Annotated in this window: 23 protein-coding genes and 2 tRNA genes; 7 read left to right on the top strand and 18 right to left on the bottom strand. The window is 64.0% G+C overall.

The window, feature by feature from the left end; all coding sequences use genetic code 11:
- Positions 1-10: 10 nt before the first annotated feature.
- From IFU00_17465 to IFU00_17455, 3 genes are all read right to left on the bottom strand, one after another.
- Positions 11-1,195 carry a glutathione-dependent formaldehyde dehydrogenase gene (locus IFU00_17465; GenBank protein ID MBD8544074.1) on the bottom strand — a complete coding sequence of 395 codons (1,185 nt, stop codon included), beginning with the start codon at positions 1,193-1,195 and terminating at the stop codon, positions 11-13.
- A gap of 185 nt (positions 1,196-1,380) precedes the next feature.
- The gene (locus IFU00_17460; protein MBD8544073.1) at positions 1,381-2,262 is read right to left on the bottom strand and encodes a neutral zinc metallopeptidase; all 882 of its coding nucleotides are present in this window, start codon (positions 2,260-2,262) and stop codon (positions 1,381-1,383) included.
- 28 nt (positions 2,263-2,290) lie between these two features.
- A complete protein-coding gene (locus tag IFU00_17455; GenBank protein ID MBD8544072.1) occupies positions 2,291-2,473 on the bottom strand; it encodes a hypothetical protein in 183 nt (60 codons plus the stop codon).
- A 164-nt stretch (positions 2,474-2,637) separates the two neighbouring features.
- Here IFU00_17455 and IFU00_17450 point away from each other — a divergent pair, with 164 nt between their 5' ends.
- Complete coding sequence (locus IFU00_17450) at positions 2,638-3,573, top strand: class I SAM-dependent methyltransferase (GenBank protein ID MBD8544071.1); 936 nt, start codon at positions 2,638-2,640, stop codon at positions 3,571-3,573.
- A 6-nt stretch (positions 3,574-3,579) separates the two neighbouring features.
- On the opposite strand, the gene IFU00_17445 is transcribed toward IFU00_17450, so the two are convergent.
- The 3 genes from IFU00_17445 to IFU00_17435 form a co-directional block, all read right to left on the bottom strand.
- Positions 3,580-4,884, bottom strand: coding sequence for a sodium:proton antiporter (locus IFU00_17445; GenBank protein ID MBD8544070.1), 1,305 nt, complete (start codon positions 4,882-4,884; stop codon positions 3,580-3,582).
- A gap of 550 nt (positions 4,885-5,434) precedes the next feature.
- Positions 5,435-5,524: transfer RNA gene (locus IFU00_17440), tRNA-Ser, on the bottom strand.
- 116 nt (positions 5,525-5,640) lie between these two features.
- Positions 5,641-5,970, bottom strand: coding sequence for a nuclear transport factor 2 family protein (locus tag IFU00_17435; protein ID MBD8544069.1), 330 nt, complete (start codon positions 5,968-5,970; stop codon positions 5,641-5,643).
- Positions 5,971-6,077: 107 nt separating this feature from the next.
- On the opposite strand from IFU00_17435, the gene IFU00_17430 reads away from it, so the two are divergent.
- Together IFU00_17430 and IFU00_17425 are read left to right on the top strand one after the other, a co-directional pair.
- Complete coding sequence (locus IFU00_17430; protein ID MBD8544068.1) at positions 6,078-6,983, top strand: LysR family transcriptional regulator; 906 nt, start codon at positions 6,078-6,080, stop codon at positions 6,981-6,983.
- A 122-nt stretch (positions 6,984-7,105) separates the two neighbouring features.
- The gene (locus tag IFU00_17425) at positions 7,106-7,792 is read left to right on the top strand and encodes a hypothetical protein (GenBank protein ID MBD8544067.1); all 687 of its coding nucleotides are present in this window, start codon (positions 7,106-7,108) and stop codon (positions 7,790-7,792) included.
- Between the two features lie 76 nt (positions 7,793-7,868).
- Here the strand turns inward: IFU00_17425 and IFU00_17420 are convergent, their stop codons facing one another.
- From IFU00_17420 to IFU00_17405, 4 genes are read right to left on the bottom strand one after another with little or no spacing between them, the layout of a single operon-like run.
- Positions 7,869-8,156 (bottom strand): RNA-binding protein, encoded by a 288-nt coding sequence (locus tag IFU00_17420; GenBank protein ID MBD8544066.1) that lies wholly within the window; start codon positions 8,154-8,156, stop codon positions 7,869-7,871.
- Positions 8,153-9,376 carry an acetate/propionate family kinase gene (locus IFU00_17415; GenBank protein MBD8544065.1) on the bottom strand — a complete coding sequence of 408 codons (1,224 nt, stop codon included), beginning with the start codon at positions 9,374-9,376 and terminating at the stop codon, positions 8,153-8,155. Before IFU00_17415 ends, IFU00_17420 begins: the two co-directional genes overlap by 4 nt.
- Positions 9,376-10,338, bottom strand: a complete 963-nt coding sequence (locus tag IFU00_17410) for a phosphate acetyltransferase (GenBank protein MBD8544064.1) — start codon at positions 10,336-10,338, stop codon at positions 9,376-9,378. Before IFU00_17410 ends, IFU00_17415 begins: the two co-directional genes overlap by 1 nt.
- Positions 10,339-10,363: 25 nt before the next feature.
- On the bottom strand, positions 10,364-11,869 hold the full coding sequence (locus tag IFU00_17405) for a DASS family sodium-coupled anion symporter (protein ID MBD8544063.1): 1,506 nt from the start codon (positions 11,867-11,869) through the stop codon (positions 10,364-10,366).
- A gap of 177 nt (positions 11,870-12,046) precedes the next feature.
- Here IFU00_17405 and IFU00_17400 point away from each other — a divergent pair, with 177 nt between their 5' ends.
- The gene (locus tag IFU00_17400) at positions 12,047-12,547 is read left to right on the top strand and encodes an N-acetyltransferase (GenBank protein MBD8544062.1); all 501 of its coding nucleotides are present in this window, start codon (positions 12,047-12,049) and stop codon (positions 12,545-12,547) included.
- Here IFU00_17400 and IFU00_17395 read toward each other — a convergent pair.
- The 5 genes from IFU00_17395 to IFU00_17375 all read right to left on the bottom strand — a co-directional run bounded on the left by IFU00_17395 (position 12,544) and on the right by IFU00_17375 (position 16,111).
- The gene (locus IFU00_17395) at positions 12,544-13,536 is read right to left on the bottom strand and encodes a bile acid:sodium symporter (protein MBD8544061.1); all 993 of its coding nucleotides are present in this window, start codon (positions 13,534-13,536) and stop codon (positions 12,544-12,546) included. The two genes, IFU00_17400 and IFU00_17395, sit on opposite strands and share 4 nt — an antisense overlap.
- A gap of 65 nt (positions 13,537-13,601) precedes the next feature.
- Positions 13,602-13,691 (bottom strand) — tRNA-Ser (locus IFU00_17390).
- Between the two features lie 112 nt (positions 13,692-13,803).
- Positions 13,804-15,099: a serine--tRNA ligase gene (serS, locus tag IFU00_17385; GenBank protein MBD8544060.1), complete on the bottom strand. Its 1,296-nt coding sequence runs from the start codon at positions 15,097-15,099 to the stop codon at positions 13,804-13,806.
- 119 nt (positions 15,100-15,218) lie between these two features.
- The gene (locus IFU00_17380; protein ID MBD8544059.1) at positions 15,219-15,401 is read right to left on the bottom strand and encodes a hypothetical protein; all 183 of its coding nucleotides are present in this window, start codon (positions 15,399-15,401) and stop codon (positions 15,219-15,221) included.
- Between the two features lie 158 nt (positions 15,402-15,559).
- Positions 15,560-16,111 carry a hypothetical protein gene (locus tag IFU00_17375; protein MBD8544058.1) on the bottom strand — a complete coding sequence of 184 codons (552 nt, stop codon included), beginning with the start codon at positions 16,109-16,111 and terminating at the stop codon, positions 15,560-15,562.
- A gap of 140 nt (positions 16,112-16,251) precedes the next feature.
- Between IFU00_17375 and IFU00_17370 the strand changes: the two genes are divergently transcribed.
- Positions 16,252-16,617, top strand: coding sequence for a winged helix-turn-helix domain-containing protein (locus tag IFU00_17370; protein MBD8544057.1), 366 nt, complete (start codon positions 16,252-16,254; stop codon positions 16,615-16,617).
- Here the strand turns inward: IFU00_17370 and IFU00_17365 are convergent.
- The 3 genes from IFU00_17365 to IFU00_17355 form a co-directional block, all read right to left on the bottom strand.
- Complete coding sequence (locus IFU00_17365) at positions 16,614-17,915, bottom strand: replication-associated recombination protein A (protein ID MBD8544056.1); 1,302 nt, start codon at positions 17,913-17,915, stop codon at positions 16,614-16,616. The genes IFU00_17370 and IFU00_17365 overlap by 4 nt on opposite strands.
- A gap of 17 nt (positions 17,916-17,932) precedes the next feature.
- Complete coding sequence (lolA, locus tag IFU00_17360) at positions 17,933-18,568, bottom strand: outer membrane lipoprotein chaperone LolA (GenBank protein MBD8544055.1); 636 nt, start codon at positions 18,566-18,568, stop codon at positions 17,933-17,935.
- Positions 18,569-18,686: 118 nt separating this feature from the next.
- Positions 18,687-21,173 (bottom strand): DNA translocase FtsK 4TM domain-containing protein, encoded by a 2,487-nt coding sequence (locus IFU00_17355; protein MBD8544054.1) that lies wholly within the window; start codon positions 21,171-21,173, stop codon positions 18,687-18,689.
- A 208-nt stretch (positions 21,174-21,381) separates the two neighbouring features.
- On the opposite strand from IFU00_17355, the gene trxB reads away from it, so the two are divergent.
- A complete protein-coding gene (gene trxB, locus IFU00_17350; protein ID MBD8544053.1) occupies positions 21,382-22,350 on the top strand; it encodes a thioredoxin-disulfide reductase in 969 nt (322 codons plus the stop codon).
- Between the two features lie 23 nt (positions 22,351-22,373).
- Positions 22,374-23,042, top strand: coding sequence for a Smr/MutS family protein (locus IFU00_17345; protein ID MBD8544052.1), 669 nt, complete (start codon positions 22,374-22,376; stop codon positions 23,040-23,042).
- Positions 23,043-23,089 lie beyond the last annotated feature (47 nt).

The raw sequence follows: 23,089 nt of genomic DNA, 5'->3' as shown, positions 1-23,089 counted from the left end.
TGCATGTCGGTTACGCTGCGATGCTGGCCTTGACGGCGCGTACTTCGTTCGCACGCGGCGGAATCAGGATCGTCTTGATGCAGTTATCGAGCTTGCTCGAGAAGATGTGATACGCATCCGATACTTCTTCCAGCGGCACGCGGTGCGTGATGATGGCTTTCGGATCGATGCGGCCGGCACGGATGTGCTCGATCAAGCGCGGCAGATGGCGGCGCACGCTGGCCTGGTTCATGCGCAGTGTCAGCCCCTTGTTCAGCGCATTGCCGATCGGGACCGCATTGAAAGTCGGTCCATACACGCCGACGATCGACACATTGCCGCCCTTGCGCACCGAGTTGATGCACCAGTGAAGTACGGTCGCGGCGCCAGCCTGCATCATCGTGTAGACGCCCGTGATCGTCTGCATCGTGTTGCCCGCCGCTTCGCAGCCGACCGCGTCGATGCAGACGTCGGCGCCCATCCAGTCGGTCATTTTCTTGATGTGCAGCGCCATGTCGCGCACTTCCTTGAAGTTGACCACTTCGCACTGCGCGTAGTTCTTGACGAATTCGAGGCGGTATTCGATCTCGTCGACGACGATCACGCGGCCCGCGCCCATCAACCAGGCCGATTTGGCGGCAAAGATGCCGACCGGCCCGGCGCCAAACACGACGACCGTGTCGCCTTCCTTGATGTCGCCCATTTCGGCCGCCTGGTAGCCGGTAGGCAGCGCGTCGGTAAGCAGCACGGCGTCATCGTCATGGATGTCTTCCGGGATGATCATCGGGCCGACGTCGGCCATCGGTACGCGCACGTACTCGGCCTGGCCACCATCATAGCCACCGGCCGTGTGCGAGTAACCGTAGATCGCCCCTACTGCAGTCGATTGCGCATTCGTATTGTTGCAATTGCCGTATAACTCATGCTGGCAAAAGAAGCAGGAGCCACAAAAGACGTTGAACGGCACCAGCACCTTGTCGCCCACCTTGAGCTTGTGGACATCCGACCCGATTTCTTCGACGATGCCGATGAATTCGTGGCCAAAGGTGTGGCCCACGCGGGTATCGGGCACGAGGCCGTGGTACAGGTGCAGGTCGGAACCGCAGATGCAGGCGCGGGTGACGCGCACGATGGCGTCACCGGGGTGTTCGATCACCGGCTCGGGCTTCTGGTCGGCGCGGACACGGTAGGGCCCGCGGTAGTTCATGGCAAGCATAAGCACTCCTTGGCAAGTTCTATAAGGTGATGTCGGCGCGCCTTGAATAGCGTGCTGATCCGACACCAACTTATGTCAAGTTACCAAGAATTACCATACGCGCACGGTAACGAACACGCATTTTTACGCACTTACCCCAAATTAACGTCCGCCTTTATACCCCACAGGAAACTTTCTCACGCCTTTTATAGATTTTTGGCATCAAAAGTATTGCATGAAGCCACTTCACCACTCTCCAGGCCACGTTCGAACCAGCGAACGCGCTGCGCCGACGTGCCGTGTGTGAACGAGTCTGGCACCACCACGCCGCGTGACTGCTTTTGCAGCGCATCGTCGCCGATGGCGCTCGCGGCGTTCAGGGCAGCTTCGACATCGCCCTGCTCCAGGATCTTCGCACGCTGATCGGTGCGCTTGGCCCAGACACCGGCGAAGCAGTCAGCTTGCAGTTCGAGCTTGACCGACAGGATATTGCCCTGCTTTTCCGACGCGTTCTGCTGAGCCGCATTTACCTTGTCGGACATTCCGAGCAGGTTTTGGACGTGGTGGCCGACCTCGTGCGCGATCACGTACGCCTGCGCAAATTCGCCGCCAGCGTTGAAGCGCTGCTGCATCGTGCGGAAGAAATCGAGGTCGATGTACACCGATGCATCGGCCGGGCAGTAGAACGGCCCGGTCGCACTCTGGCCGACACCGCAGGAGGTGTTGGTGCGGCCGTCGAACAGCACGAGCTTGGCCGGCTGGTATTGCGCATTCTGTTCGGTGAAGATCTGGGTCCATGCATCTTCGGTGTAGGCCAGCGTGGTGCGCACGAACTTGCTTTCGCGATCGTCGGCAGGCGCCGCGCGCGGTTGCGACGATTGCTGCACCTGCGGCGCGCCGCCACCCGACAGCAGGCTCAGGATCGTGGCCGGCGAGACGCCCAAAAAGTAGGAACCCACCAGTGCGATGACGATGGTGCCGATGCCGATCGAGCGCCCGCCAATGCCGAAGCCACCACCACCTCCCCCGCCACTGTCGCCCCGACGGTCTTCGACATTGCTGCTTTCACGGTCACCATCCCAACGCATACCTTCTCCCGGTCGTCCAGTTGTTGATTCAGCGGCTGTTGCGCTTGAGGTTGGAAGTATCGGCGCGCTCGCGCGCGTCCTTGCCGCGCAGGTCGTCGACGGGCGCCAGGCCCGCACGCTGCTCGTCGTTCAGTGCGCGCTCGCGGCGCTCGCGGGCGATTTCGCGGTCCATGCGGCCGCGCGGGACGTCGTCCATGTCAAAGCTTTTCATTGTGCGTGTTCTCTCTCGTGGTCGTTGTCGTTTGACTATGTTGATGAGTATGGTTGGTCGCCGTCATCCGGTATGTTCGAGTGATCACATAATGCATCAAATTCCATTGGCATACGACCCGGTTCGTGCGCGCGGCGCCGCGCGATTCATGCGATGCTTGCGCCATGACATCTACCCAAGCCACTGCCCTGCTCACCCTTGGCACGACCCTGCGCCAGGCCGGTTACCGCTTCATGACGGTCACGCCGTCGACCCACCGGCGCATCAACGGTAGGCCCGGCAACGAACAGGCGCGTGACCTGCGCGACGTGTTCGGCTGGAGCCGGCCGTTTGCCCCCGCCGTATTGCCGCCCGGCATGCTCGAAATGATGGCGGATGCCGGCGTGCTGGCTGGCGAAGGCGACGCGCTGCGCTCGACCGTGCGCGCCTCGACGCTGGACGATCTGCTGCTGTTTCATTCCGCCTTTCCGACGCAGGACGACGATGCGGTGTTCTTCGGGCCGGACACCTACCGCTTCATCGGCGCCATGCGGCGTGCATTCGCGTCGGCCGACCCCGCGCCAATGCGCGCGATCGATGTCGGCTGCGGCAGTGGTGCCGGCGCGCTGACGATCGCGCGTGCCTTCCCGGCTGCCGACGTGATCGGCGCCGATGTCAACACGGTCGCGCTGGCGCTGTCCCGGGTGAACGCACAGCTGAACGACGCGACGAGGTTCACGGCCTGCGAGAGCGATCTGTTCAATGGTGTGGCGGGCGAGGTCGACCTGATCGTGTCGAATCCACCTTTCGTTCTCGATCCGGACGCTCGCCGCTACCGCCACGGCGGCGGCGAACGTGGCGCCGAGCTGTCGCGCCGCATCGTTGAAGAAGGCCTGCCGCGCCTGCGCTCCGGCGGGCGGCTGCTGCTGTACACGGGCGTGGCGATCACGGGGGACAGTGACCATTTCCTTGAGAGCCTGCGCGCACGGCTCGATGCAGAATGCGCATCGTGGTCGTACGAAGAGCTCGATCCCGACATCTTCGGCGGGCAGCTTGGCGAGCCGGGCTATGAAGAAGTCGAGCGCATTGCCGCAGTGTGGCTGCAGGCGCGCAAGCGCTAAAGGCCGTCAGCCCGGATTGTTCCTGCGCCGCCGCCAGAAGCGGTCGAGAATCGGTTTGACGCTCAGGCCATGGGCCAGGATCGACAGCATGATCACGGCAATCGTGATCTGGCTGAGTTGGCTTGCCAGGCCGGACGGCAAATCGTGGTTGATCGCATACATCAGGTAATACAGCGAGCCGATGCCGCGCACGCCGAACCAGGCGATCATCGACGTCACGCGCGGCGAGCGCCCGCAGCCCAGGAGTCCCAGGTAGACACTCAGCGGCCGCGCCACCACGAACAGGAACAGCGCCGTCAACACCGTCTGCCAGGTCCACGTCTGGATCGTCAGCATGCCGCCCAGCAGCAGCACCAGCGTCAGTTCGGACAGGCGCTCGATGTGCTCCTTGAACACCAGCGATTCCGAGCTGACCGACAGCGGCGCCTGGGCTTCCCCTGCCGGGCCGGCAGGTGGCTCGTCCGGCACGAGCAGACCCTGGCGATCCTTGTGCGCGCCCGATGCCGTCAGTTCGGTATGGCGCAGCGCCACGCCTGCGGCGAACACGGCGAGGAATCCCCACGCCATGCACTCGACCGTCACCGCATACACGACGGCGATCAGGCCCAGACCGACCAGGTCGTCCAGCACCTCGTGCTTGGGTTCCCTTCCCCGCAGCATCCAACCCAGGCGCCCGACCGCATAGCCGCCCATGGCACCGATCAGGATCGCCCCGAACGTGGCCCAGATGACTTCCACCGCAAACCAGTGCAGGCCGAAGTCGCCAAGCTCATGCACGCCCAGCAAGCCAAGACCCAGCATCACGAACGGAAACGCGGAGCCATCGTTCATCCCCGCTTCGCAGGTCAGCGTGAAGCGCAATTCGTCGCGGTCGTCGGGATGGCGGACCTGGACATCGGTGGCTAGCACCGGATCGGTCGGGGCCAGGATGGCGCCCAGCAGGATGCCAGCCCCGATCGGCAGCCCAAGAACGTAGTACGCGAAGGCAGCCACGAGCGCGACACTGATCGTCATCGACACCCACGCGAGCCGCAGCGCCGGCACCCAGCGCGGCCAGCGAACCGGCACAGGCATCTTGACGCCGGCCGAAAACAACGACACCAGCACGGCGATCTCGGTGAGCGTTTCCAGCAAATGGGATTGGCCGATGGGATCGAACGAAAACACATGAAAGCCCGCCGGCCCGAGGACGAGTCCGACGCCCAGATAGATGATCGCAGACGTGACGGGCAACCGCGCCAACGTGGACGCCGCAAGCCCGCGCGCCAGCATCAGCATGCCGATCAGGAAAAACCAGTGAGTTGTCGACATGGGATAGCCAGCAAATTGAATCGGGCGATTGTACGGACAATGTCTGTACAGGCCCGTTGTGTAGCCGGCAGGAATGATTGGTGCCCGATATGCGCCAGAACGAAAAGCGAGGAAAAGCGAGGGTCGAAAAGCGAGGGTCAGGTCTGGCATTCGGACACGACCTCGACAGTCGAGTAGTCGGAACTAGCTGGCCCCGCACCATGCCGGTACTGGTTACCACAAGAAAGCGGGGGTCAAGAAAGCGGGGGTCAGGTCTGACATTCGGACACGACCTCAGCCTTACCCGCTTTCAATGCGGTCCTACCAGTATTAGCACAGCCCAGTGCCAGCCAGTTTCGACTACCCGAGCGTTGAGATCGTGTCCGAATGTCAAGTTTTGACTACTCGATTGTTGAGCTCGTGTCCGAATGTCAGACCTGACCCCGGCTTTTCGTTGAGCTCGTGTCCGAATGTCAGACCTGACCCCGGCTGTTTGTGACCCCGGCTGTGTGGCCCCGGCTGTGCCGTACGAATGAAAAAAGCCACCTTGCGGTGGCTTTTTTTTGCTACTTGGCGGAGAGGGTGGGATTCGAACCCACGGTACGCTCGCGCGTACGCCTGATTTCGAGTCAGGTACATTCGACCACTCTGCCACCTCTCCAGATTCGGTCGTCTCGCATCGCTGCGAGAGGCCGCATTATACCGGCAGGCTGGCGAACCTTGCAAGTGATGAGCCGCAACTTTTTTCAATGGCGACGAGGTGGCGTGCTGGTTTGCTCATGCGCGAATGGCCAAGGCGGTGATTGCTAGGCCGTCGAGGCTGAAATCGAAGATGATGCGCGCGGGGCTGCCGGGGAAGTTTCCCGTGACCTCGGCCTGGACGATACAACCGGGCGGTGTCACTTCGCACGATACCGGATGCGCTGTCGCGCCGTAGCGGGCGCTGGTTGCGCGCTTCCATGCGCCGATCGCGTCGCGTCCACGATATACATGCCCCTCGTCGCGCACCTCGGCATCCTGGCTGAAGCACACTGCCACCGCATCGGCATCGTGTGCATTCGCGTGCAGGAAGTAGTCGCTGACCAGGGCGGGCATGGGGATTGTCATGATGTCTCCTGAAGATAAATGTGAGTCCATATCGTGCCAGCCTTGATTACCTCGCGATACCCACAGTTAGCCGATAGACTATCAACTCCAAGTTAATGATCGTCGTGATGAAAACCACCTCCCTGGACGCCATCCGCATCTTTCTCGCCGTTGCCGAGATGAAGAGTTTTACAGCCGCCGCCATCCGCATCGGGGTGACACCTGCCGCCGCCAGCAAGGCCGTGAAACTGCTCGAAGCGCAGCACGGCGTCATTCTCCTGACCCGCAACACGCGCCGTGTCATGCTCACTGAGACGGGCAGCGCGCTGTATGCCGACCTGCTGGCCGCGACCTGCCAGATTGACGATGCCTTTTCGAGCCTGGCGCGCTTTCGGGACCGCCCGGCCGGCACCTTGCGGCTGACTGTCCCGCGCGCATTGGGTGCGCTGGTGCTCAAGACGCTGGCACCGCAGTTCCGACGCGCGCATCCCGACGTGGCGCTCGATATCTCGCTCGACGACGGCGAGGTCGATTTGCTGGAACGGGGGTACGATGCAGGCATCCGTCTTGGCCAGTCGGTCGCGCAAGGCATGGTCGCGGTGCGCCTGACGCCTGAGCTGCGCTGGTCGGTCGTCGGCGCCCCTGCCTACTTCGCCGATGCCGGCCGGCCGCGCATACCGGAAGACCTCGTGCGCCACGCGACGATCCGCTACCGCTTCCACACCTCGACAATGCTGGCGCGCTGGCAGTTCACGCGCGATGGCGCCGCATTCCACGTCGAGACCGGACACACGCTCGTCGTCAACGACACGGGCCTGATCGCCGACTTTGCCCGCTCCGGCATGGGCCTGGCCTATTTGCCCGACATCGAGATCTCACACGACCTCGCCAATGGCCAGCTCGAACGTGTTCTTGCACCGTTCGTGCCAAACACGTCAGGCCTCTACCTGTACTTCGCCGCAAAAGCCCAGGGCCAGCCGAAGCTGCGCGCCTTCATCGACATGGCCACCGCGCTGCGCGACGCCGTCCCCTGATCGTCCGCGGGGCATTCAATGCCACGTTTACACGGCATTGACGGGCGCACCCACCTCTTTTGCCCCATTTTTATGGGCGCGTCGCTACGCTGAGCAGATCGATTTTTTTCAGAAACGCACCCATGATCATCGCCATCGTCAATCAACACAGCAGCCCGGAGCGCACGGTGGTGGCGCGCAACCTGGCGGTGCTGCGCGCGCAAAGCGGCCGCCGCGTGTGCCTGATGACCACTGCCGGGAATGGCGACAGCGACTGGTCCGAGGAACGCAGCGATGCCGGTGTGCAGCCATGGATTGAAACGCATCAGGTGGGCAGCCGTGCGGTCAAGACGCGCCTGGCCGCACTGCGACCGCTGTTCGACGACATCCTGATCGACGCCGGCACGCGCGATACCGACGGCTGCCGCTGCGTGCTGGCCGAGAGCCGGCTGGTGGTGGTGCCGGTGCGGGGCGGCGCGCTCGAGCTCGACCTGCAATACCGCCTGCTGGCGCGTCTGCATGGGGCGCGCACGTTCAATCCCGCCATGCGGGTGCTGTTCGTCGCGGTCAGCGGCGGTGGCGGCCCGGACGTCAGCGAGCGCGCCGCCGTTCTCGCGCACGTGGCGCGGGTCGACGATGCCACGCTGGCCGAGACGGTCCTGCATGCGCCGGCCGCGCGCGACTACGGGCCCGGTCGTTGCGTGTCGGACGCTATTACCTGCGATCCCGATGCGGCCGCCGAACTGCGCGCGCTGTACGACGAGGTGTACCCGCCCGCGGCGCCGCTGGCATTCGCAGTGCAGGCGCAGATGCGTCACCAGGGCTTGTAAACACGCCGGATGTCACCCGAGCGGGGGCAGCGTGCGTGCATTGCTGTGCGTCGAGCGCGACGCCGCGCCGCCACGCTCAAGCGATATCGAGGCGCTCGTGCGGCGCGAACTCGTGATAGATGTCGGGCTGGTGGGTCGGGATGTACACGCTCAGGCGCTTACCGCGATGGAAGACGCCACGCAGGCTGTTGCAGGCCGCCCAGGCGTGCTCGTACGAGTCGGCGATGTGCAGCACGGCCCAGGGGCTGTCAGGCGAACCTTCGCGGATCATGTCCACCTGCGTGATGTGAAAATACGGGGTGAAGCTGTCGATGATGGCGCTTTCGCTGGCATCGGCGTGCAGGCCCGACAGGATGACTTTCATGGGTGTTCTCCAGATTCAGGCAATGGTGGATCGAGCAGTTCACGCAGGTCATACGTATGGCGCGCGATCATCAGTTCTTCGTTGGCGGGCACCAGCCAGACGGCGACCGGGCTTGATGCCAGGCTGATACAGACCGGGCCAGCGGGCGGCGCGGCGTTGGCGGCAGAATCGAGTTCGACCCCGAGCCAGGCCGCATCACGGCATACCGCAGCGCGCAGCCGCGCGCTGTTCTCGCCGATACCACCCGAGAACACCAGCGCGTCCAGTCCGCCCAGGCTGGCTACCAGCGAACCGAGTTCGCGGCCGATCCGGTACGTCAGCAAGTCGATCGCCAGTTGCGCGCGCGGGTCACTGCTCGCCTCCAGCACGCGCATGTCGGACGACACGCCCGACACGCCCAGCAAGCCCGATTCGTTGTACATCATGCGCTGCACGCTCTCCACCGTCATGCCCAGCTCCTCGATCAGGTAGATGACCACGCCCGGATCGAGCGCGCCGCAGCGCGTGCCCATCGGCAGGCCGTCGACCGCCGTGAAGCCCATCGTGCTGGCCATGCTGCGCCCGCCCTGCATCGCGCACATGCTGGCGCCGTTGCCCAGGTGCGCGGCGACCACGCGCGCGCCGGCCAGCGCCGGATCGCACTGCGGCAGCGTGGCCGCGATGTATTCGTAGGACAGCCCGTGGAACCCGTAGCGGCGGATGCCCAGGCTGGTGATCACCTCTGGCAGCGCGAACGCCTGCGCCAGCGCTGGCTGCGCCGTATGGAACGCGGTGTCGAAGCAGCCAACCTGCAGCAGCCCGGGTCGCAGCGCCATCAAGGCGCGCACCGGCGCCAGATTATGCGGCAGATGCAGCGGCGCCAGTGGAATCAGGCCGGCCAGCCGATCGAGTACGGCGTCGTCCAGCTGCACCGGTCCGCTGAAGTCGACCCCGCCGTGCACGATGCGGTGACCGACCGCGCACACGCGGTAGCCATCCAGGTGGCCCTCGGCGAAATCGATCAGGTATTCCATCCCGGCCTGGTGGTCGAGCGGCGTCGTCCAGGCGTGTTCACCGACCGTGTGACCGGCGGCGTCGCGGGCGATGAAACGCGCAGCGCCCCGATACAGCCCATCGATCTTGCCCGTGAAGAGCGGCGCCAGATCAGGCAGCGCATGCAGCGAAAACTTGATGCTCGACGAGCCGGCATTGATGACCGCGATGCAGTCCTGCGTCGCCATCAGCGCCCCGCCACGCTGGCATTGGCGCTGGCGCTGGCCAGCTGATGCCGCGCCAGCAGCACGGCGACGGCGCACGACGCGAGGCGCGCAGCGACCGAATCGGCGCGGCTGGTCAGAATCAAGGGCACGCGCGCGCCGAGGACGATGCCGGCCGCTGCTGCCCCGGCCATGAAGGTCAGGCTCTTGGCCAGCATGTTGCCGGCTTCCAGATCGGGCGCGACGAGCACATTGGCGCGCCCGGCCACGGGCGAGTCAAGCCCCTTGACGGCGGCGGCCTGCGGGTCGATCGCATTGTCCATCGCCAGCGGGCCATCCAGGATCGCGCCGGTGATCTGGCCGCGGTCGGCCATCTTGCACAGCGCCGCTGCGTCGATCGTCGATGGCATCTTGTCGCTCACGGTTTCCACTGCTGCCAGGATCGCCACGCGCACGCCCTCGAAGCGCAGCACGTGCGCCAGGTCGATCGCGTTCTGCACGATGTCGCGTTTTTCGGCCAGCGTCGGGATGATGTTGATGGCGGCATCGGTGATGATGAGCGGTTCGCTGCGCCCCGGCACGTCCATCACGAAGCAGTGGCTCAGGCGCCGCGCCGTGCGCAGGCCGGTCGTGGCGGCGACCACGGCGCCCATCAGTTCATCCGTGTGCAGGCTGCCTTTCATCAATGCAGCGGCCTTCCCTTCGCGCACCAGTTCGACGGCGCGCGCGGCCGAGGCGTGGCTGTGCGCCGTGTCGACCAGGCGCAGCGCGCCGATGTCCAGGCCAGCGGCATCGGCCGCGGCGTGAATGCGCGCCGCCGGCCCCACCAGAATCGGCGTGATCAGGCCGATACGGGCCGCGTCGAGCGCCGCTTCGAGTGCGTAGCGGTCGCACGGGTGCGCCACCGCCACCGTCACCGGGCCATTGGCGCGGCCGGCCTCGATCAGGCGGTCATAGTATGGATGTGCGGTCGCAACTACTGTCATCAATCTCTCCTTGAACGTGGGTACCTCACCAGTACCCGAGCAACTTCCACCACAGGCCGCCGACGACGGCAAACACCACCAGCTCGAACAGGCACATGATGAAGCCGACCTTCCACCACAGCCCCATCGTGACATACCCGCTGCCGAAGATGATCGGCGAGGTGCCGGTGGCGTAGTGGGTCAGCGTCATCATGATGCCAGACGCCGCCGTCATCATCAGCAGGAACAGTACGAGGTACTGGCCCGGCACCAGCGCGGCGCCCACCGACAGGAACGCGAACATCATCGCGCTGATGTGGGCCGTGGTGCTGGCAAACAGGTAGTGCGAGAACACGAAGGCCAGCACCAGCACGCTCGCTGCGGCGCCCCACCCCATGCCGCTGGCGACGATCGCGTCGCGCATGCCGTTCGAGGCCCAGGCGATCACGCCCATCTTGTTGAGTTGCTCGGCCAGCATGACGAGCGCGCCGAACCAGATCAAGGTATCCCACGCGCTTTTCTCGGACAGGATATCGTCCCAGTCGAGCGTGCCCGTGATGATCAGGATGAACAGGCCGACAAAGGCGACCACGGTCGGGTCGAGCGTGAACGCGCTGCCAAACAGCATCGCCGGCACGTTCGCCCACAGCACCAGCAGCAGGCCGAACGTCCCGAGCATCACGCGTTCACTGGCCGACAACGGCCCCATGCGTGCGAGCTCGCCCCGCGCGAAACCGATCGCATCGGGCGTCTGCTTGAGTTCCGGCGGCGCCAGCAGGTAGATAATCAGGGGCATCAGGAACAGGCACACGAGGCCTGGCAGCACCATGCACAACGCCCACGTGGTCCAGCTCAGCTGAAATGTCTGGCCGCTGGCGCGCGCGACGAAGTCCACCACCAGCGGATTGGGCGCGGTGGCGGTGACGAACATCGTCGAGGTGATCGGGTTGGCGTGGTAGTTGACCAGTGCCAGGTACGTGCCCACCTTGCCCTCGGTGCCCTTGGCCGGGTCGGAATCGAACGACGCGGCGATCGATTTCATGATCGGGTGGACGATGCCGCCACCGCGCGCGGTATTACTGGGCGTGAACGGCGCCAGCACCAGCTCGCAAACGGCCAGCCCGTAGCCGATGCCGATCGTGCGCTTGCCGAGCAGCGCGATGAAGTTCAGCCCGATGCGGTTGCCCAGGCCCGTCTTCTTCAGGCCGCGCGAGATCAGCACGGCAACGACGATCAGCCAGATCAGTGGGCTGGAAAAGCTGCCCAGCGCGTCGGCCATCGCGCCCTTCGACGACCCGGACGTCACCTGCGACAACGCCACGATCACGATCGCCATCAGCGCCATGACGCCGATGGGCATGACTTTCAGGATGATGGCAACGATGGTGGTGAGAAAGATCGCCACCAGCGTCCATGCGCCAGAGGTCAAGCCTGCGGGATGCGGAATGGCCAGCAGCGTGAGCAGTACGGCAGTGGTGACCAGAGCAGGAATCAGGCGAAACGGCACGGCCTGATTGAAATAACGAAACGCAGCCTGCAAGCGCAACAGCATGAACTTCCTTCTACTTAACCGACCAGAAACGAAAAGTATTGACTACTGGTCTGGATAGTAACAGGAATATATTGCACCGCATCAATCATCGAGCGGTTTGGTCGGGTATTCACGCAGGCCGTGGTGTAGGGCCCGGCGTGTCTTATGATGGATCTTTACATGGAGTCGCACCCGACGATGACCGCTATCCGCCGCGCAAGCCCGCTTGACGCCGCCCGCCTCTGCGCCATCTACAACCACTACGTCGACGGCACGACCATCTCGTTCGAGGAAGCGCCGGTGACTGCCGACGACATGGCCGCACGCATCGCCGACGTCATCGACGGCGGCATGCCCTGGCTGGTGCTGACGGATGGTGACGCCATCCTCGGCTATGCCTACGCTACCAAATGGCGCGCCCGGCCCGCCTACCGCCATGCGGTCGAGAGCACGATCTATCTCGATGCTGCCCTGGCAGGCCAGGGCCATGGCATGCGCCTGTACGCCCAGCTGCTGGACGCGTTGCGCGCACGCGGCCTGCACACGGTCATTGCCGGCATCGCGCAGCCGAACGCGCGCAGTGTCCGCCTGCACGAGCGCCTGGGTTTTGCCAAGGTCGCGCACTTTGCAGAAGTGGGCTTCAAGCTCGGGATGTGGCTCGATGTCGGCTACTGGCAGATGCGCCTGACGCCAGCCTAGATTTCATCGGCGGGCTCGACCGGCCGCCGCGCGTAGCGGCCCGCAATCACTGCGCAGACGATCAATTGAATCTGGTGGAACAGCATCAGCGGCAGCACCACCATGCTGATGCTGGCGGCAGGAATCAGCACGTGGGCCAGCGGGATGCCGGTGGCCAGGCTTTTCTTCGAGCCGCAAAACACGATGGTGATTTCGTCGGGCTTCGAAAACCCGAAGCGCCGTGCCAGCCACGTCACCACCAGCATGACGACCGCCAGCAGGACGATGCAGACCAGGATCAGATTGCCCAGCATGGCGGGCGGCACGCGTGACCACAACCCTTCCACCACCGCCGCGCTGAACGCGGAAAACACCACCAGCAGGATCGAGCCCTGGTCCACGCCCCTGACCAGGCTCTTGTGGCGATCGACCCAGCCACCGATCCAGCGCCGGGCGATCTGGCCGGCAACGAATGGCAGCAACAGCTGGTAGACGATCATCAGGACCGAATCGAGCGACGCGCCGGCGCCGGACGAGGCCGGCATCGCCACGCTCACCAGCAACGGCGTAAGGAAGATGCCGAGCAGGCTCGACACCGACGCGCTGCAGACCGCGGCCGGCACATTGCCCCGCGCCGCAGCCGTGAAGGCGATCGACGACTGCACGGTCGAGGGCAGCAGGCACAGGAACAGGATGCCGAGATACAGTTCGGGCGTGAGCAGCAGCAGGATGCCGGGCTTGAACAGCAGCGCCAGCACGGGGAACAGCGCAAAGGTGCACAGCAGCACCAGCAGATGCAGGCGCCAGTGGGTCGCACCGGCAATGATCGCAGCGCGCGACAGTTTGGCGCCATGCAGGAAGAACAGCACGCCGATCATCACCATCGTGACGACCTTCAGCACGGCGGCGACGTCGCCCTGCGCCGGGAAGATGCTGGCGGCGGCCACGACGGCCAGCAGCATCAGGGTCATTCGGTCCGGCAGAAATCGGGATGCAAGTCGTGCGAGCATGGGGAAGTCCTGGCAGCGTTCGGGAATGAAAAAAGCCACCTTGCGGTGGCTTGTTCCATGCTACTTGGCGGAGAGGGTGGGATTCGAACCCACGGTACGCTCGCGCGTACGCCTGATTTCGAGTCAGGTACATTCGACCACTCTGCCACCTCTCCTGATTCGGTCGATTCTTGCTGTGAGCTGCAAGAGACCGCCATTATAGCGGATTGATCGGGAAATGGAAGGGAGAAAATGCGCGGTGGCTGATTTCCCCTTCCATCATCCATTTCAAGCCGCCGGGGTCAAGCGCTCCAGCCCACCCATGTACGGGCGCAGCACCTCGGGCACGATCACGCTGCCATCGGCCTGCTGGTAGTTTTCGAGCACGGCCACCAGCGTGCGGCCCACGGCCAGACCCGAGCCATTGAGCGTGTGCACGAGCTCAGGCTTGCCCTGGGCATTGCGGAAGCGGGCCTGCATGCGGCGCGACTGGAACGCTTCGCAGTTCGACAGCGACGAAATCTCGCGGTACGTGTTCTGCGCCGGCAGCCAGACTTCGATGTCGAAGGTCTTGGCGGCCGAGAAGCCCATGTCGCCCGTGCACAGCAGCATGACACGGTACGGCAGGCCGAGCGAAGTCAGGATGAACTCGGCATGGCCGACCATCTCGTCCAGCACCGCGTATGACTGCTCCGGATGCACCACCTGGACCAGCTCGACCTTGTCGAACTGGTGCTGGCGGATCATGCCGCGCGTGTCGCGGCCATAGCTGCCGGCTTCGGAACGGAAGCATGGCGTATGCGCCGTCATCTTCAGCGGCAGTGCATCCAGCGCGAGGATCTCATCGCGCACGACGTTGGTGAGCGACACTTCGGACGTCGGGATCAGGTAGAAGGTCTCGCCCTCGCCTTCGACGCCGCCCTTTTTCACCGAGAACAGGTCGGCTTCGAATTTCGGCAGCTGGCCGGTGCCGCGCAGCGAATCGGCATTGACCATGTACGGGGTGTAGCACTCGGTGTAGCCATGCTGTCCGGTGTGCGTGTCGAGCATGAACTGCGCCAGCGCGCGGTGCAGGCGCGCCATGCCACCCTTCATCATCGAGAAGCGCGAACCGGTGATCTTGGTGGCGGTTTCGAAGTCCAGGCCCAGGCGCTCGCCGATGTCGACGTGGTCGCGCACGGCGAAGTCGAATGCCGGCACATCGCCCACCTTGCGCACTTCGACGTTGCCGCTTTCATCCAGGCCCTGCGGGGCGCTCTCGTGCGGCAGGTTCGGCACGGCCGCCATGAACTGCGCCATGCTTTCCTGCACCTTCGCCAGCGCCGCTTCATTGGCCTTGAGCTCGTCGGCCAGGCCCGCCACTTCCGCCATCACGGCCGTCGTGTCTTCGCCTTTGCCCTTGAGCATGCCGATCTGCTTGGACAGCGCATTGCGCTTGCCCTGCAGTTCTTCGGTGCGCGTCTGAATGGCCTTGCGTTCGGCCTCCAGTGCACTGAAGGCGGACACATCGAGCTGGTACTTGCGGGTCGCCAGGCGGGCGGCAGCGGTGTCGATGTCTTTGCGGAGAAGTTGGATGTCAATCATGTCGGGTTGGACCAGGCTGTGTGTATCGAAACCACAATTGTACCAAGCCGACTGGCATTCTTTGCGAGATTTGGCAGTGACATTGCCGGGCCCTCGCCTGCCCACCGGTCGGCGGCGAGTTACAGCGTGGCGGCCAGGCGCGGCGCGCTCACGACGACGGTCTGGATGCTGGCCATGTCGAGCGCCGGCGCGGTCGCTGCAGCGATCGTGATCGGCCGTTCGTCTGCGGTGACGTAGCTGCCAACCAGGCCCAGTGCAACAACGGCCAGGAACAGGGCTTCGAAGTTTTTGCGGATGTTCATGATGGCTCCTCGGTGGTGGTTTCAGGGTTCGTAGACTTGCTGCGGTATGGTGGTACTGTAGCCACCGATCCCCTGAACCACCATCGACTTGCGACGAAGCGCATGAACTGCGGCGCAGAATGCGCCGCCATGCGACCGACGGCAACGCTGCCCGTCAGTCAGCAGCGGCGCCCCACAGGCTTGGGCCAGAATGCGTTCAGCGCGAGCTTGGCGCCATACAGCACGATGAGCGTGCCGGCCAGATCGCCGGTGAACATGACGACGAAGCCTTTCCACAGATTCTGGCCGCCCATCAGCGCAAACCAGGCATGGTGCATGGCAGGACTCATGACGGAGAACAGCAGCGCGAAGCAGAACAACCGCTGGCCGCTCATGCCGCGCAGCGATGCACCGATCCCTGATGCCAGCAACGCGCGGTACGCAAGATACGGCGCCAGCGACGACAGGATGCCGCCAGCGAACGAGCGCAGCGGATCGTCCGGAAAAAAGTGGAAGAAGCAGATGTACCAAGATGCCAGCAACAGGCCAAATGCACCGGCCTCGGCGAACAGCAAGACGCTCAGCAGGCGTACCCCGGCAGGCAGGTAGATGATGTTGATGCCGGGCACGAACTCAAGGCGCGTAAACAGCATTTCGTTCAGCATAATGGTGGCCAGGAACAGGGTCGCCGTGCACGCCACCATGGCGAATTTAAGCTGCAAATGACGCATGGATGAGAGGCTTTGGTTACAATGCAACGATTACGGAAGGACGCCGGATTATAAACAAGCGGATGTTATCCGACACGCAACAATTTGCTGAGCGTGGCAGCACTGCAACAAGCATTGCCCGAACAGGGCATGGGAACTCGATGAGTCAAGAAAAACCGCCGACACGGCCGGCCGACATTTACCTGCGCTTCCTGAATCTGGTCGACGCACTGCGCACGCTGCCCACTCTGGGGCCGCTGGACGCGCGCGAAGAGCGCGTGCTGGCCGTGGTCGCCCGTGCATTGCAGGCTCACCAGCGCCTCTCCGTGCGCGACCTGATGGCGCAGGAACACCTCGGTGCGCCCGCGACCATCCATGCGCGGGTCACGGCGATGCGCAAGAAAGGCTGGCTCACGCTCACCGACACCGAAGACACCCGGCGCAAGCAGGTTGACCTCACGCCGGCAGCGCTGGCGTACTTCGATGAATTGTCAGGCCTGCTGGTGAAGGCCGCAGAAGGCCGCTAGCGGCGGGCCTCGTCGTCCAGCCCGCGCAGCCACGCCATTTTTTCGGCGATCTTGGTTTCGATCCCGCGCGGCACCGGCTGGTACCAGCCTGGTTCGGGCATGTCGTAGGGCAGATAGGTCTCGCCCGCCGCATACGCATGCGGCTCGTCGTGGGCATACCGGTAATCGTGGCCGTAGCCCAGTTCTTTCATGAGCTTGGTCGGCGCATTGCGCAGATGGACCGGTACTTCGCGCGACTTGTCCTTGCGCACGAACGCCATCGCCGCATTGAAGGCGTTGTAGCCAGCATTGCTCTTGGCGGCAATCGCCAGATAGATCACTGCCTGACCCAGTGCCAGCTCCCCTTCCGGCGAGCCGAGCCGCTCGTAGGTGGCGGCAGCATCGTTGGCCAGCTGGATTGCACGCGGATCTGCGATGCCGATGTCTTCCCAGGCCATGCGCACGATGCGGCGCGACAGATACTTGGCGTCGGCCCCGCCGTCGAGCATGCGACACAGCCAGTACAGCGCAGCGTCCGGGTGCGAGCCGCGTACCGACTTGTGCAGCGCCGATATCTGGTCATAAAAATTGTCGCCGCCCTTGTCGAAGCGGCGCACGTTCAGCGTCAGCGCATTCTCGACGAAGTCGGCCGTGATGTGCGTGATGCCAGCCGTGTCGCTGGACGTCTTTGTTTGCTCGAGCAGGTTCAGGAAGCGGCGCGCGTCGCCGTCGGCGTAGCCGATCAGCGTGTCGATGGCAACCTCGTCGAATTCGAGATGCTGCAGCACCGATTCTTTCGCGCGCGCGAGCAACTGGCGCAGCTCGTCATCGGTCAACGCCTTGAGCGTGTACACCTGCGAGCGCGACAGCAGCGCCGAATTCACCTCGAACGACGGATTCTCGGTTGTTGCGCCGATCAGCGTGACCAGCCCGCTTTCGACGAACGGCAGCAAGGCATCCTGCTGCGATTTGTTGAAACGGTGGATTTCGTCGATGAACAGGATCGTGTGCTTGCCGCGCGCCAGATACTGCTCGGCCTGGTCGATGGACGCGCGGATATCCTTCACGCCCGACAGCACCGCCGACAGCGCGATGAATTCGCAGTCGAACGCATACGCGGTCAGGCGCGCCAGCGTGGTCTTGCCCACGCCCGGCGGGCCCCACAGGATCATCGAATGGGGCTTGCCCGACTTGAAGACCAGGTTCAGCGGCTTGCCGGGGCCCAGCAGATGGCTCTGCCCCACCACCTCGTCGATGGTGCGCGGGCGCAGGGCTTCGGCCAGCGGCGCCGCCGGTTCGGTCTTGAACAGGTCATCCACGGCGCTCTCCGTACGGCTTACTGGTTGACGACGTCGGCGCCCTTGGGCGTCTCGAACTTGAATTGCTGCGCGCCCAGGGCCGGGTTGCGCTGGAAGTTCGTGAAGGTCAGGCGCGAGGTCTGGCCAAACGTGTCTTTCAATTCCATCGCCAGCGGCACACCGCCCTTCAGACCGATGCTGATCTGCTCGAATGACGTGTCCTTGGCTTTCGGTACGGCGTTGAGCCACTCCATGCCGTCGCGCTCGCCCGCTTCGCTGAGCGTGAAGTTTTCTTCCAGCTTGTTGCTGCCAAACAGGATTGCGGCCGGGGATGAGCCCAGCGCGTTACCGAGTTTGCGCACGGTGACCTGGTTCAGGTCCTTGTCGTAGATATACAGCTGGTCGCCATCGGCTTGCAGGACTTGCTCGTACGGCTTCTGGTAGGTCCAGATGAATTTGCCGGGACGGGCAAAGACGAAGCTGCCGCTCGATGCAGGGCTGGCCTTGCCGCTTTTCGATTTGCCCAGCTGTTGCTGGGTGAATTCGCCCTTGGCCGACTTGGTGCTGGCGACGAAGGATTTGAATTGGTCCAGAGCGGCGGCGCTGGCGATGGTCGAGAACGCGAAGGCGCTCGTGGCCAGGAGTGCGGCGATGGTGAATTTGGTTGCTTGCATGCGGAGGTCCTGTTCTTGTTTTTTGGTCTGCCTGGGCAGGTTGAACGCGTGGATGGCGGAGCCGCCTCGCCGGCCGCGTCCACCCTACAGCGGAGAAAGCTTGCAGTCGGCGCTACGCTTATTCCGCGCTGGCCGCCGGCACCAGGATGTCGCGGTTGCCGTTCGACTGCATCGGCGAAACGACGCCGCTGTTTTCCATCTGTTCCAGCAGGCGTGCGGCGCGGTTGTAGCCGATGCGCAGATGACGCTGGACCAGCGAGATCGATGCGCGGCGGTTCTTGAGCACCACCTGCACCGCCTGATCGTACAGCGCGTCGGCCTCGCCGCCGCCCTCGCCTGGCGCAGCCCCGTCTGCGGCGCCGCCTTCTTCCAGCGTGCCACCTTCGAGGATGCCTTCAATATAGTTCGGCTCGCCAAGCGATTGCAGATGTTTTACAACTCGATGCACTTCCTCGTCGGACACGAACGCGCCGTGCACGCGCACCGGCAGGCCGGTACCTGGTGGCATGTACAGCATGTCGCCCATGCCCAGCAGCGCCTCGGCGCCCATCTGGTCGAGAATCGTGCGCGAGTCGATCTTCGACGACACCTGGAAAGCAATGCGGGTCGGGATGTTCGCCTTGATCAGGCCCGTGATGACGTCGACCGATGGACGCTGCGTCGCCAGGATCAGGTGAATGCCGGCCGCGCGCGCCTTTTGCGCGATACGGGCGATCAGCTCTTCGACCTTTTTACCGACGACCATCATCAGGTCGGCCAGCTCGTCGATGATGATGACGATGGTCGGCAGCTTCTCGAGCGGCTCCGGATTGTCCGGCATGATCGAGAACGGATTCGGGATGTGCTCTTCGCGCTTGGTCGCCTCGAGGATCTTGTTGTTATAGCCAGCCAGATTACGCACGCCCAGCTTGCTCATCAGCTTGTAGCGGCGCTCCATCTCGTTGACGGCCCAGTTCAGCGCGTGGCCGGCCTGGCGCATGTCGGTCACGACCGGCGCGAGCAGGTGCGGAATGCCTTCATACACCGACATTTCCAGCATCTTCGGGTCGATCAGGATCAGGCGCACGTCGGCCGGATCGGATTTATACAGCAGCGACAGGATGGTGGCGTTGATGCCGACCGACTTGCCGGAACCCGTCGTACCCGCCACCAGCAGGTGCGGCATCTTGGCCAGGTCGGCCACCACCGGCTTGCCGGCGATGTCCTTGCCCAGCGCCACGGTCAGGCTCGACGCACTGTCGCCATACACCTTGGAGCCGACGATCTCGGACAGGCGCACGATCTGGCGTTTCGGGTTTGGCAGCTCGAGCGCCATGTAATTCTTGCCAGGGATCGTTTCCACGACGCGGATCGACGTCAGCGACAGCGAACGCGCCAGGTCGCGCGCCAGGTTGACGATCTGGCTGCCCTTCACGCCGGTGGCCGGTTCGATCTCGTAGCGCGTGACGACCGGCCCCGGATAGGCGGCCACGACCTTGGCGTCGACGCCGAAGTCGGACAGTTTCTTTTCGATGAGACGGCTGGTGAATTCGAGCGTCTCGACGCTGACCGTTTCGGTCACCGGAGGCGCTTCATCGAGCAGCGCCAGCGGCGGCAGGTCGGTATCGCCCCGGTGATCGGAGAACAATGGCGTCTGGCGTTCTTTTTCGGCGCGTTCAGACTTGGGCACGCTGACCATCTGCGGCTCGATCTTGATCGGCTGCAGCACCGGCTGCGCGCCTGGCGCACCAGTCGACGCGCCGCCGGAGGCCGACGCTGCCGTCGACTTCGCCATGGAGACAGGCGCTGGCGCCATGTCGAGCGACGGCTCGGCCTTAACGACCGGAATCGGCTCGTTCGAATGCTTTTCGGTGAACCTGGCGCGGCCGTGGTCGACGACCTCGTCGCGCTTGACGGCTGCCACTTCGCCCTGCTTGCGGTCTTCGATGTCTTCCATGCGCAGGCGGAACCAGTCGAACGCGTCGTCGAACACGCCGCCGATGCGCTCGGCCACGGCCAGCCACGAGACCTGGAAGAACAGCGAGAAGCCCAGGCCGAACAGCAGCAACAGCAGCAAGGTGGCGCCGGTGGCGCCGAACGTGACCTGGCTTGCGTGCCCGATCAGTTGCCCCAGCACGCCACCAGGGGCACGTGGCAGTTCGACATCCCACGACCACATGCGCAGGTATTCCAGGCCGACGCTGCCGGCGAACATCAGTGCGAAGCCAATCCAGCGGACGTAGATTTCACCATGGTGCACGGGCTCGGCGGCCGCGGCCGTACCGAGCTTGTCGGTCAGGCGCCGCCAGCCGCGCCAGACCTGGCGCAGGAAGATGACGCTCCACCACCAGGCCGAAAAGCCGAAGATGAACAGCAGCAGGTCGGACAGCCAGGCACCGGCAGCACCGCCCAGATTGTCGATGCGGGGCACCGAATTGGCGTGCGACCAGCCGGGATCCCCCTTGCTGTAGCTGAGCAGGATCAGGACGAAATAAAGGAACGCGACGGCGCCGGCGATCCAGCGCGCTTCGGACAGCAGGCGCGACAGGCGGCCTGGCAGCGGCGCGCGGGCCGTTTGCTTGGTGCGGGTATATCCGGAGGTGGCGGCTGGACTATTCTTGCTCATTGCAGGCACTGCGTGGTAACTACGAATCGACGATCCGGTCATTCTAAGCGATATACGGTCACACTGGCCCCACGATTCATGCCCGCGCGCCGCATCGTCTATAATCTGCCCTCTTTCGCACACCCCGACCGGCGCCCGCGTGGGCCTTGATTCTTCTCAAGGTGCCCCCAATTGCCGTGTGTCTATTAACAATCATTGAAGCGCCGCCATGACTACAACTAAACACGCCAAAGTCCTCATTCTCGGTTCCGGTCCTGCCGGCTACAGCGCCGCTGTGTACGCCGCGCGCGCCAACCTCAAGCCGATGCTGGTGACGGGCGTCGAGCAAGGCGGCCAGCTGATGACCACCACCGATGTCGAGAACTGGCCGGGCGATCCGCTGGGCGTGCAGGGTCCGGAGCTGATGCAGCGCCTGCTGCAGCACGCCGAGCGCTTCAATACCGAAATCGTGTTCGACCAGATCCACACGACCTACATGAACGAAAAGCCGATCCGCCTGGTGGGCGACAGCTTCACCTTCACCTGCGACGCCCTGATCATCGCCACCGGCGCCTCGGCCCAGTACCTGGGCCTGCCATCGGAGCAGGCGTTCATGGGCAAGGGCGTGTCGGCCTGCGCCACCTGCGACGGCTTCTTCTACCGTAACCAGGAAGTCGCGGTCATCGGCGGCGGCAATACCGCTGTCGAAGAAGCGCTGTACCTGACCGGCATCGCCTCGAAGGTCACGCTCATCCACCGCCGCGACCGCTTCCGCGCCGAGCCGATCCTGGTCGACCGCCTGATGCACAAGGTCTCCGAAGGCAAGATCGTGCTGGAATATAACCAGACGCTCGACGAAGTCCTGGGCGACAACAGCGGCGTGACGGGCCTGCGCCTGAAATCGACCCAGACGGGTGACTTCAAGGACCTGACCGTGCATGGCCTGTTCGTGGCCATTGGTCACAAGCCGAACACGGGCATCTTCGAAGGCCAGCTCGAGATGCACAGCGGCGGCTATCTGGTGACCAAGTCGGGCCTCGAAGGCATGGCCACCGCCACCAGCGTGCCGGGTGTGTTTGCTGCAGGCGACGTGCAGGATCATATCTATCGTCAGGCGATCACCAGCTCGGGCACCGGCTGCATGGCCGCGCTCGACGCACAGCGCTACCTCGAAGCGCTGGAAGACGATCCACAGTAAATCCTCACCAGGGACCGCATTCGATGGCAGGCATGAAAGACTTCGCTGAGCTCAAGGGCTTGCGCGACCAGCTCAAGGAAAACGAGCGCGTGCGCGCCATCGAACAGGCCGAGCGTGAACAACGCGAACGCCTGGCGCGCGAACGGGCAGTGGAATTTCGCAGCTCGATGCAGGGCGTGCGCAAGCTGCCCGAATCCGATCGCTACGTGCACCGCCCGGTGTACGTGGCCCCGAACCGCCCGATCCAGCGCGGCCCCGTACTCTCTGCCGAAGAAGAAACCGAAGCGGTCCTGCGCGAATCGCTGTCGGACCAGTTCGACGTCGAAGGCATGCTCGACGAAGACCCGGCCCTGAGCTACTCGCGCGACGGCGTCGGCCCCGATGTGGTGCGCAAATTGCGCAAACGCCACTGGCCGATCCAGGACGAACTCGACCTGCATGGCCTGAACCGCGACGCTGCGCGCGACGCCCTCACCGACTTTTTGCACCGCGCCAACCGGCGCGGCGTGCGCTGCGTGCGCATCATCCACGGCATCGGTTACGGCTCACCGGGTGGCGAACCCGTGCTGCGCGGGATCGTGCACAGCTGGCTGGTGCAAAAGAACGAGGTGATTGCCTTTTGCGCGGCCGGCCGGTCCGACGGCGGCCACGGCGCGCTGATCGCCCTGCTGCGCGCTGCACTACTGGAATAACACGCGTCTGTATGGGTAATGCAACATGGTTGTGTAACAATTGCAAT

Source organism: Oxalobacteraceae sp. CFBP 8761 (genome assembly GCA_014841595.1).
Lineage (GTDB): Bacteria > Pseudomonadota > Gammaproteobacteria > Burkholderiales > Burkholderiaceae_D > Telluria.
The sequence above is the reverse complement of the archived record's forward strand: the minus strand, read 5'-3'. Positions and strand labels throughout refer to the sequence as shown.

Bases quoted from the DNA above. Each gene is read 5' to 3' on its own strand.
- IFU00_17410 (MBD8544064.1), bottom strand. From the start codon at position 10,338: ATGACAGTAGTTGCGACCGCACATCCATACTATGACCGCCTGATCGAG.
- trxB (MBD8544053.1), top strand. From the start codon at position 21,382: ATGACTACAACTAAACACGCCAAAGTCCTCATTCTCGGTTCCGGTCCT.
- IFU00_17370 (MBD8544057.1), top strand. From the start codon at position 16,252: ATGAGTCAAGAAAAACCGCCGACACGGCCGGCCGACATTTACCTGCGC.
- IFU00_17450 (MBD8544071.1), top strand. From the start codon at position 2,638: ATGACATCTACCCAAGCCACTGCCCTGCTCACCCTTGGCACGACCCTG.
- IFU00_17375 (MBD8544058.1), bottom strand. From the start codon at position 16,111: ATGCGTCATTTGCAGCTTAAATTCGCCATGGTGGCGTGCACGGCGACC.
- IFU00_17400 (MBD8544062.1), top strand. From the start codon at position 12,047: ATGACCGCTATCCGCCGCGCAAGCCCGCTTGACGCCGCCCGCCTCTGC.
- IFU00_17405 (MBD8544063.1), bottom strand. From the start codon at position 11,869: ATGCTGTTGCGCTTGCAGGCTGCGTTTCGTTATTTCAATCAGGCCGTG.
- IFU00_17465 (MBD8544074.1), bottom strand. From the start codon at position 1,195: ATGCTTGCCATGAACTACCGCGGGCCCTACCGTGTCCGCGCCGACCAG.
- IFU00_17345 (MBD8544052.1), top strand. From the start codon at position 22,374: ATGGCAGGCATGAAAGACTTCGCTGAGCTCAAGGGCTTGCGCGACCAG.
- IFU00_17420 (MBD8544066.1), bottom strand. From the start codon at position 8,156: ATGAAAGTCATCCTGTCGGGCCTGCACGCCGATGCCAGCGAAAGCGCC.
- IFU00_17455 (MBD8544072.1), bottom strand. From the start codon at position 2,473: ATGAAAAGCTTTGACATGGACGACGTCCCGCGCGGCCGCATGGACCGC.
- IFU00_17395 (MBD8544061.1), bottom strand. From the start codon at position 13,536: ATGCTCGCACGACTTGCATCCCGATTTCTGCCGGACCGAATGACCCTG.
- IFU00_17380 (MBD8544059.1), bottom strand. From the start codon at position 15,401: ATGAACATCCGCAAAAACTTCGAAGCCCTGTTCCTGGCCGTTGTTGCA.
- lolA (MBD8544055.1), bottom strand. From the start codon at position 18,568: ATGCAAGCAACCAAATTCACCATCGCCGCACTCCTGGCCACGAGCGCC.
- IFU00_17355 (MBD8544054.1), bottom strand. From the start codon at position 21,173: ATGAGCAAGAATAGTCCAGCCGCCACCTCCGGATATACCCGCACCAAG.
- IFU00_17460 (MBD8544073.1), bottom strand. From the start codon at position 2,262: ATGCGTTGGGATGGTGACCGTGAAAGCAGCAATGTCGAAGACCGTCGG.
- IFU00_17425 (MBD8544067.1), top strand. From the start codon at position 7,106: ATGATCATCGCCATCGTCAATCAACACAGCAGCCCGGAGCGCACGGTG.
- IFU00_17445 (MBD8544070.1), bottom strand. From the start codon at position 4,884: ATGTCGACAACTCACTGGTTTTTCCTGATCGGCATGCTGATGCTGGCG.
- IFU00_17435 (MBD8544069.1), bottom strand. From the start codon at position 5,970: ATGACAATCCCCATGCCCGCCCTGGTCAGCGACTACTTCCTGCACGCG.
- IFU00_17430 (MBD8544068.1), top strand. From the start codon at position 6,078: ATGAAAACCACCTCCCTGGACGCCATCCGCATCTTTCTCGCCGTTGCC.
- serS (MBD8544060.1), bottom strand. From the start codon at position 15,099: ATGATTGACATCCAACTTCTCCGCAAAGACATCGACACCGCTGCCGCC.
- IFU00_17415 (MBD8544065.1), bottom strand. From the start codon at position 9,376: ATGGCGACGCAGGACTGCATCGCGGTCATCAATGCCGGCTCGTCGAGC.